Genomic DNA, 7,616 nt, shown 5'->3' with positions numbered 1-7,616 from the left:
GGGGTTCTGGGTGGGGGTGCTCCTCGCCATCGTCCCGATCCCCGTGCTGATCGCGCTCGCGCTCACCCTCGACCGGCTGGAGCCCGAGCCGCCGCGCGCGCTCGTCTTCTCCTTCCTGTGGGGCGCGGGCATCGCCGTGCTCGGCGCGCTCGTCCTCAACACCGCCGGGCTGCTGTACGTGACCGTCCCGATCTTCGGGGAGGCGGAGGGCCACTTCGTCAGCGCCACGTTCGGCGCGCCGCTCATCGAGGAGACGCTGAAGGGCGCCGTCCTGTTCGGCCTGCTGTGGTTCCGCCGCAACGAGATCGACGGCTTCGCGGACGGCATCATCTACGCCGCCATGGTCGGCCTCGGCTTCGCCATGATGGAGAACATCACCTACTACATGCGCGCCTACGACGAGGGCGGCGCGCAGCAGCTCACGGCGGTGTTCGTGCTGCGCGGGCTGATCGCGCCGCTCAGCCATCCGCTGTTCACCTCGATGACCGGGCTCGGCGTCGCCTACGCCGCCACGCACCGCAGGGGCCAGTTCGCCGCGCCGATCGCCGGGCTGCTCGGCGCGATGATCCTGCACGGGCTCTGGAACGGCGGCGCGTCGCTGGGCCTCGGCGGCCTCGCCGTCGTCTACGCGCTGGACTTCTGCGTCCTCGTCGCGCTGATCGTCATCGTGTTCGTGGAGCGCAGGGGAACGGTCCGCCGGATCGAGGCGTACCTGCCGATGTACGCGGGGACGGGCCTGGTCACGCCGCAGGACGTGCGGATGCTGCGCTCGATGCCCGCCCGCCGCGTCGCGCGCCGCTGGGCCCGCACCGTCGGCGGCAGGACCGCGGCCCGCGCGATGACCGACTACCAGCTCGCGGCGACGGAGCTGGCGCTGCTGCACAAGCGCGCCGACCGGGGCGTCGCGGACCAGCGCTGGTTCGTCGCCCGCCGCGACGCGCTGCTCGGGCTGATGTCGCTGGCCAGGCAGGCGTTCCTGCGGACCCCTCCGCGCTTCGGGGCGGCGGGCCCGCCGTGGGCGGGGCAGGGTCCGTCCGGATTCACGCAGCCGCCGCCCGGACCGCCGCCCGGACCGCCGCCCGGACCGCCGGGACCCTACAGGCCGTGACCGGGGGCCGGATCGGGGGCATGGGCGTCCGCCCATACGATTGGTGCCGTGGCAGAGCGACCCTCCTCCAACCTCCTGAACCGGGCCTGGAACGCCGTGTGGCGCCCGACGCCCGGGTCGCTGCGGCTGCTCGCGCTGCTCGGCGTCGTCGGCAACGTGGTCATCGTCGTCAGCGGCGGCGCCGTCCGGGTCACCAAGTCCGGGCTCGGCTGCCCCGACTGGCCGCGCTGCTCCGGCGACAGCCTCGTCCCCACGCACAACCCCGAGCACCACGTGCTCAACATGTCGATCGAGTTCGGCAACCGGCTGATCACCTTCGTGGTGCTGGCCGCGGGCGCCCTGGTGTTCGTCGCGGCGCTGCGGCTCCGCCCGCGCCGCAAGGGCCTGGTGTGGTGGGCGCTGGCGCAGCCGATGAGCGTGTTCGCGCAGGCGCTGATCGGCGGGATCGTCGTCCTGACCGAGCTGCACCCGGCGGCCGTGTCGCTGCACTTCCTGGTGTCGCCCGCCCTGCTCGTCTTCTGCGTGGGCCTGTGGATCCGGGCCGGTGAGGGCGACGCGCCGCCCCGGCCGCTCGCCGGGCCGTGGACGCGCCGCCTCACCGTCGCGCTGATCGCCGCCTGCGCCGCCGTCATGGTCGCGGGCACGGTCGTCACCGGCACCGGCCCGCACGCGGGCGACGCCGAGGCCCGCCGCTACGGCTTCGACATCACCGACGTCGCCCGCATCCACAGCCTGCTCGCCTGGGCCACCACCGCCCTTACGGTGATCGTCGTGATCGTGCTGCACCGCGGCGGGGCTCCGGCCGCGGCGCGCCGCCGCGGGCACGAGCTCGCCGGCCTCATCGTCGCGCAGGGCGTCGTGGGGTACGTCCAGTACTTCCTGGGCGTCCCGGAGGGCCTGGTGCTGCTGCACATGCTCGGCTCGGTGCTGATGTGGCTCGCGGCGTTCCGGCTCTACTTCGCGCTGCGCGACCGCGGGCCCGTACCGGCGGCGGGCCAGGTGGAGGAACCGGCTGCCCCCGCCCCGGCGGCCGAGACTCAACCCGCCTGACCCTTCCGCAGGAACTCGCGGAGCCGGTCCAGCGGCCAGGTGTTGATGACGTCGTCGGGCGTCAGCCAGCCGCGCTGCGCGGTGCCGACGCCGTAGCGGATGTTGCGGTGGTGGCCGAGGGAGTGCGCGTCGGTGTCGACGGAGAACTTCACGCCCAGGCGCTTGGCGCGGCGGACCAGGTCGGCGGGCAGGTCGAGCCGGTCGGGGAAGGAGTCGATCTCCATCGCGGTGCCGGTGCGGGCGGCGGCCCGGAACACCTCGTCCCAGTCGGCGTCGACGGGCGGGCGGCGGCCGATGCTCCGGGCGGTCGGATGCCCGATGACGTGGACGTGCGGGTTCTCGCACGCGCGGACGAGCCGCCGCGTCATCGCCGCCTGGTCCTGCGTGAAATGCGAGTGGACGGACGCCACGCACACGTCGAACCCGGACAGGAAGCCGGCGTCCCAGTCGACGCCGCCGTCCGGGTCGATGTTGAGCTCGGTGCCGTGCAGGAGCGTCAGATCGCGGTACCGCTTCTGCAGCTCGGCGACCTGGGCGCGCTGGGCGAGCATCTTCTCGTCCGTCATCCGCTGCATCACCAGGTTGGGCGCGTGGTCGGTGATCGCGTAGTACTCCAGGCCGCGGGCGTGCGCGGCGGCGACCATGTCCTCCAGGGACGCGACGCCGTCGGTCAGGTCGGTGTGGCTGTGCAGGTCGCCGCGCAGGTCGCCGACGGTGACGAGCCGGGGCAGCTCCCCGGCGAGGGCGGCCTCGATCTCGCCGGCGTCCTCGCGGAGCGTCGGGTGGACCCACGGCAGGCCGAGCCGCCCGTAGACCTCCTCCTCCGTCTCCGACACGATCAGCTCGTCCGACTCGGCGTCGAACAGCCCGTACTCGGACAGCTTCAGGCCCGCCTTCACGGCGATCTCGCGGGTGCGGATGTTGTGCGCCTGCGACCCGGTGAAGTACTGCAGCGCGGCGCCCCACGACTCCGGCGGGACGACCCGCAGGTCGACCTGCAGCCCCTTGGCGGTGCGGACCGAGGTCTTCTTGTCGCCGCTCGCGATGACCTCCGCGACGAACGGCAGCGCCGTGAACGCCTCCATGATCGGGTGCGGGTCGCGGGACGCGGCGAGGACGTCCACGTCGCCGATCGTCTCCCGCATCCGGCGCAGCGACCCGGCGTGCTCGCAGCGCTCCACCTGCGGCAGCCCGGACAGGGCCGCGACGACCTCGTCGGCGACGCTCGCGGCGGCGTCGACCAGCACGCGCTCCCCGGCGCTCCGCATCAGCTCGATGCCGCGGAGGATGTTCTCCTCCGTCTTCGCGCCGAAGCCCTTCAGGCCCTTCAGCCGCCCCTCCTTGATCGCGGCGGCCAGCTCGTCGACCGAGGAGATCCCGAGCGCCTCGTACACGGCGAGCGCCTTCTTCGGGCCGAGCGTGGGGATGGCGGTCAGCGCCCTGACCCCGGCGGGGATCTGCGTGCGCAGCTCCTCGACCTGCCGGATGGTGCCGGTCTCGTTGTAGTCGAGGACCTTCTTCGCGATCGCCTCGCCCACGGTCGGGATCGCGCGGAGCCCGGCGAGGTCGAGGCCGGAGATGTCGTCGGGATGGCCCGCGATCGCCCGCGCCGCCTTCTCGTACGCCCTGATCTTGAACGCGTCGCCGCCGGTGATGGACAGCAGGTCGGCCAGTTCCTGGATGAGGGCCGCAGCCTCGTCGTTCGCCCGTGCCATGCCTTCGAGTCTAGAAGCCGGGTCCGACGTTCCCGGAGCCCGGGACGCAGGTCGGCGCGGGTCAGCGCAGCGGCGCGACGGGACCGTTCGGGTCGTCCATCCGGGCGCGCAGGACCTCGTCGGCGATCGCCGAGACCTGCTCCTCCGGCAGGCGCCGGTAGCCGTCCTCGGTGACGACCGCGATCGTCGGGTAGATGCGCCGCGTCGGGTCGGGGCCGCCGGTGGCGGTGTCGTCGTCGGCCGCGTCGTACAGGGCCTGGACGCAGACCGTCGCCGCGTCCTCCACCGACAGGTCGTTCCGGTACAGCTTCTTCAGCGCGCCCAGCGCGTACGGGGAGCCGGAGCCGTCGGCGTGGAAGTCGCGGGCCTCCTGCGGGGCGCCGGTGATGTCGTAGGTGTAGATCCGCCCCTCGCCGCTGTCGGGGTCGTAGCCGGTGAACAGCGGGACGACCGCGAGGCCCTGCAGCGCCTGGGCGAGGTTGGCCTGGATGACGGCGCCGAGGCGGCGGGCCTTGCCCGGCAGCGACAGCGGGACGGTCTCCATCTTCTCGTAGTGCTCCAGCTCCACCTGGAACAGCCGGACCATCTCCAGCGCGAGCCCGACCGTCCCGGCGAACGCGACGGCGGAGTACTCGTCGCCCCGCTGCACCTTGTCGAGGCGGCGGTAGGCGATGCGGTTGCCCTGGGTGGCGCGCCGGTCGCCCGCCATCATGACCCCGCCGGGGAACGTCAGCGCGAGGACGGTCGTGCCGTGCGGCAGCTCGGGAACGTCCCCGTCCGGCACCCGGTTGACGGGCAGCAGCTCGGGGGAGTGGACGCGCAGGAAGTCGACGAACGACGCCGACCCCGCCTCGAAGAACTCGGGCGGGATCCCCTGGTCCTCGGTCCGGCCGATCACGGCGGCTCCTCTCCGCTGGACGATCCTTGATCCGATCCTTCCACGCTGCCACAGCCCCCCGCCACTCAGGCTTCGGGCGCCTCGGGCGGATCCTTCTGGCTGCGGGTGGCGCCCGCGCAGGCGACGATGACGCAGCAGATCGCGACCCACTGGCGCCCGGTGAGGATCTCGCCGAGCAGCGCCATCCCGACCAGCGCGGCCACCGCGGGCTCCAGGCTCATCAGGATCCCGAAGACGCGGGCGGGCATCCGCCGCAGCGCCTCCAGCTCCAGCGAGTACGGGATCACCGACGACAGCAGCCCGACGCCGAGGCCGATCAGCAGCAGCCACGGGTCCAGAAGGGCCGACCCGGCGGACGCGACGCCCAGCGGCAGGATCGCGACCGACCCGATGACGCTGGCGAGGGCCAGGCCGCTGGAGCCCGGGAACCGCTGCCCGGTGGCGGCGGTCAGCAGGATGTAGGCGGCCCAGCACGCCCCGGCGAGCAGCGCGAACGCGATGCCGACCGGGTCGAGGTCGTCGCTGCCGCCCCTGGCCAGCAGGACCACGCCCGCCCCGGCCAGCACGACCCACAGCGCGTCCCTCGGACGCCGGGACGCGACGATCGCCACCGTCAGCGGCCCGAGGAACTCGATCGTCACCGCCACGCCCAGCGGGATCCGCGCGAACGACTGGTAGATCGAGAAGTTCATCAGCGCCAGCGCCAGCCCGAAGCAGGCGGCGATGGCGAGGCTGGAGCGGGAGTGGTCGCGCAGGATCGTCCGCATCGCCCGGCGGGCCAGGATGCCCAGCACGATCGCCGACGTCAGCAGCCGGATCGTCACCACCGCGCTCGGCGGCAGCCGGTCGAACAGGTGCTTGGCCATCCCGGCCCCGACCTGCAGCGAGATGATGCCGAGCAGGATCAGCGCGGGCGGCGGCACCGACCCGAGCGACAGCGTGCGTCCGCGCCCGGACGCCCGCGTCGCGCCGCCGAACGACCCGGGCGCCTCAGCGAGCGCCATGCACTACTCCCATTTGAAGAACCTCCCGGCCAGGACGAGCCCCGCCGCGGCCCACACCGCGAGGACGAGGAGGGGGGCGGCGGGGAGCGCGGCGCCGTCCTGGAGGACGTCCCGCAGGCCCTCGGCCAGCGCCGAGATCGGCAGCAGCCCCAGCGCGTCGCGGACCCCGCTCGGGAACTCCTCCAGCGGGAAGACGACGCCGCCGGCGGCCAGCAGCAGGATGTAGACGAGGTTGGCGGCGGCGAGGGTGGCCTCGGCGCGCAGCGTCCCGGCCATGAGGAGCCCGAAGCCGCTGAACGCGGCCGTCCCGAGCAGCAGCAGGACGATCACCGAGCCGGGGTCGCCGGAGGGGTGCCAGCCGAGCGCCAGCGCCACCGCGCAGATCACGGCGGCCTGCACCGCCTCGACGGCGAGGACGGCGAGGGTCTTGGCGGCGATGAGCCCGCCGCGCGGCAGCGGCGTCGCGCCGAGCCGCTTCAGGACGCCGTAGCGGCGCTCGAAGCCCGTCCCGATCGCCTGCCCGGTGAACGCCGTCGACATCACCGCGAGCGCGAGGACGCCCGGCGCGAGGAAGTCGATGCGGCGGCCGGGGCCGAGGTCGAGCAGGGACGTGGCGCTGAACAGCACCAGCAGCACCACCGGGATGATCAGCGTCAGCAGCAGCTGCTCGCCGTTGCGCAGCACGGCGCGGACCTCGAACGCGGCCTGGGAGAGGATCATCCGCGGCAGCGGCGCGGCCCCGGGCGCGGGGGACAGGTCCATGGTCACGGGCGCAGCTCCCGTCCGGTCAGTTCGAGGAAGACGTCCTCCAGGGTGCGGCGCTCGATCCGGAGGTCCTCGGTCATGACGCCGTGCGAGGCGCACCAGGCGGTGACGGTGGCGAGCAGCTCGGGGTTCACGTCCGCCTCGATCAGGTAGTGCCCGGCGGGCGACTCCTTGGCGGCGCTCCCGGCGGGCAGCGCCGACAGCAGCTCCTCCAGCCCGAGGCCGGGCCGGGCGCGGAAGCGCAGCTGCCGCTCCGCGCCGGTCAGCGCCTCCGGGGCGCCCTCGGCGACGACCCTGCCGTGGTCGACGATGACGACGTGGTCGGAGAGGCGCTCGGCCTCCTCCATGTTGTGCGTGGTCAGGACGACCGACACCCCGGCGGCGCGGAGCTCCTCGATCAGCGTCCAGGTGGCGTGCCTGGCCTGCGGGTCGAGGCCGGTGGTGGGCTCGTCGAGGAAGACCAGCTCGGGGCGCCCGACGACGGCGACGGCCAGCGACAGCCGCTGCTGCTGCCCGCCCGACAGGCGGCGGACCTGCGTGCGGGCGTGCCCGGCGAGCCCGAGCCGCTCCAGCAGCGCGGACGCGTCCAGCGGCGAGGCGTGGAACGAGGCGGCGAGCCGCAGGAACTCGCCCGCGCGGGCCGTGCCGGGCACGCCGCCCGACTGCGGCATCACCCCGACCCTCGGTTTCAGCGCCCGCCCGTCGGCGACGGGATCGAGGCCGAGGACGCGGACCGTTCCCGAGTCGGCCCGCCGGAACCCCTCGCATATCTCGATCGTGGTGGTCTTCCCCGCGCCGTTCGGGCCGAGCAGCGAGGTGACCGCGCCCCGGGCGGCGGTGAGCGACAGGCCGTCCACGGCGGGCGGCGCGCCGCCGGCCGGGCCATAGCGCTTCACGAGCCCGCGCAGCTCGACGGCGCCGTCTCCGGGGGGTGTCATGCCCACGAGTTTAGGTCGGTGGAGCGGCGGCCCCGCGCCCGGTCCCGCCGCCGGGACGGTGAAGGCGCGGTAAAGCCCCAGGGCGGAAGTGGATCTAGTTTCGCCCACGTGAGGCGGGGGAATTGACCGCCTGTCGCC

Annotated in this window: 7 protein-coding genes; 2 read left to right on the top strand and 5 right to left on the bottom strand. The window is 73.9% G+C overall.

Going from position 1 to position 7,616, the window contains the following annotated elements:
• A partial coding sequence (locus tag E1264_RS37355) for a PrsW family intramembrane metalloprotease (protein ID WP_132181408.1) occupies nt 1-1,108 on the top strand: 1,108 nt, incomplete at its 5' end.
• A 48-nt stretch (nt 1,109-1,156) separates the two neighbouring features.
• Nucleotides 1,157-2,158 carry a COX15/CtaA family protein gene (locus tag E1264_RS37350; protein WP_132181406.1) on the top strand — a complete coding sequence of 334 codons (1,002 nt, stop codon included), beginning with the start codon at nt 1,157-1,159 and terminating at the stop codon, nt 2,156-2,158.
• Here the strand turns inward: E1264_RS37350 and polX are convergent.
• The 5 genes from polX to E1264_RS37325 form a co-directional block, all read right to left on the bottom strand.
• Nucleotides 2,146-3,873 carry a DNA polymerase/3'-5' exonuclease PolX gene (gene polX / locus E1264_RS37345; protein WP_132181404.1) on the bottom strand — a complete coding sequence of 576 codons (1,728 nt, stop codon included), beginning with the start codon at nt 3,871-3,873 and terminating at the stop codon, nt 2,146-2,148. The two genes, E1264_RS37350 and polX, sit on opposite strands and share 13 nt — an antisense overlap.
• A 61-nt stretch (nt 3,874-3,934) precedes the next feature.
• Nucleotides 3,935-4,771, bottom strand: coding sequence for a proteasome subunit beta (gene prcB / locus E1264_RS37340; protein ID WP_132181402.1), 837 nt, complete (start codon nt 4,769-4,771; stop codon nt 3,935-3,937).
• A 65-nt stretch (nt 4,772-4,836) separates the two neighbouring features.
• A complete protein-coding gene (locus tag E1264_RS37335; protein WP_132181400.1) occupies nt 4,837-5,775 on the bottom strand; it encodes an EamA family transporter in 939 nt (312 codons plus the stop codon).
• Nucleotides 5,776-5,778: 3 nt separating this feature from the next.
• Entirely contained in the window at nt 5,779-6,537 is a 759-nt protein-coding gene (locus E1264_RS37330) for an ABC transporter permease (protein WP_132181410.1), read from the bottom strand.
• Between the two features lie 2 nt (nt 6,538-6,539).
• On the bottom strand, nt 6,540-7,478 hold the full coding sequence (locus E1264_RS37325; protein WP_132181398.1) for an ABC transporter ATP-binding protein: 939 nt from the start codon (nt 7,476-7,478) through the stop codon (nt 6,540-6,542).
• Nucleotides 7,479-7,616 lie beyond the last annotated feature (138 nt).

Origin of the sequence: Actinomadura sp. KC216 (assembly GCF_004348535.1) — a bacterium.
Lineage (GTDB): Bacteria > Actinomycetota > Actinomycetes > Streptosporangiales > Streptosporangiaceae > Spirillospora.
The sequence above is the reverse complement of the archived record's forward strand: the minus strand, read 5'-3'. Positions and strand labels throughout refer to the sequence as shown.

Excerpts from the sequence above, each read along its gene's own strand:
- polX (WP_132181404.1), bottom strand. The coding sequence starts at position 3,873 with ATGGCACGGGCGAACGACGAGGCTGCGGCCCTCATCCAGGAACTGGCC.
- E1264_RS37335 (WP_132181400.1), bottom strand. The coding sequence starts at position 5,775 with ATGGCGCTCGCTGAGGCGCCCGGGTCGTTCGGCGGCGCGACGCGGGCG.
- E1264_RS37330 (WP_132181410.1), bottom strand. The coding sequence starts at position 6,537 with ATGGACCTGTCCCCCGCGCCCGGGGCCGCGCCGCTGCCGCGGATGATC.
- E1264_RS37325 (WP_132181398.1), bottom strand. The coding sequence starts at position 7,478 with ATGACACCCCCCGGAGACGGCGCCGTCGAGCTGCGCGGGCTCGTGAAG.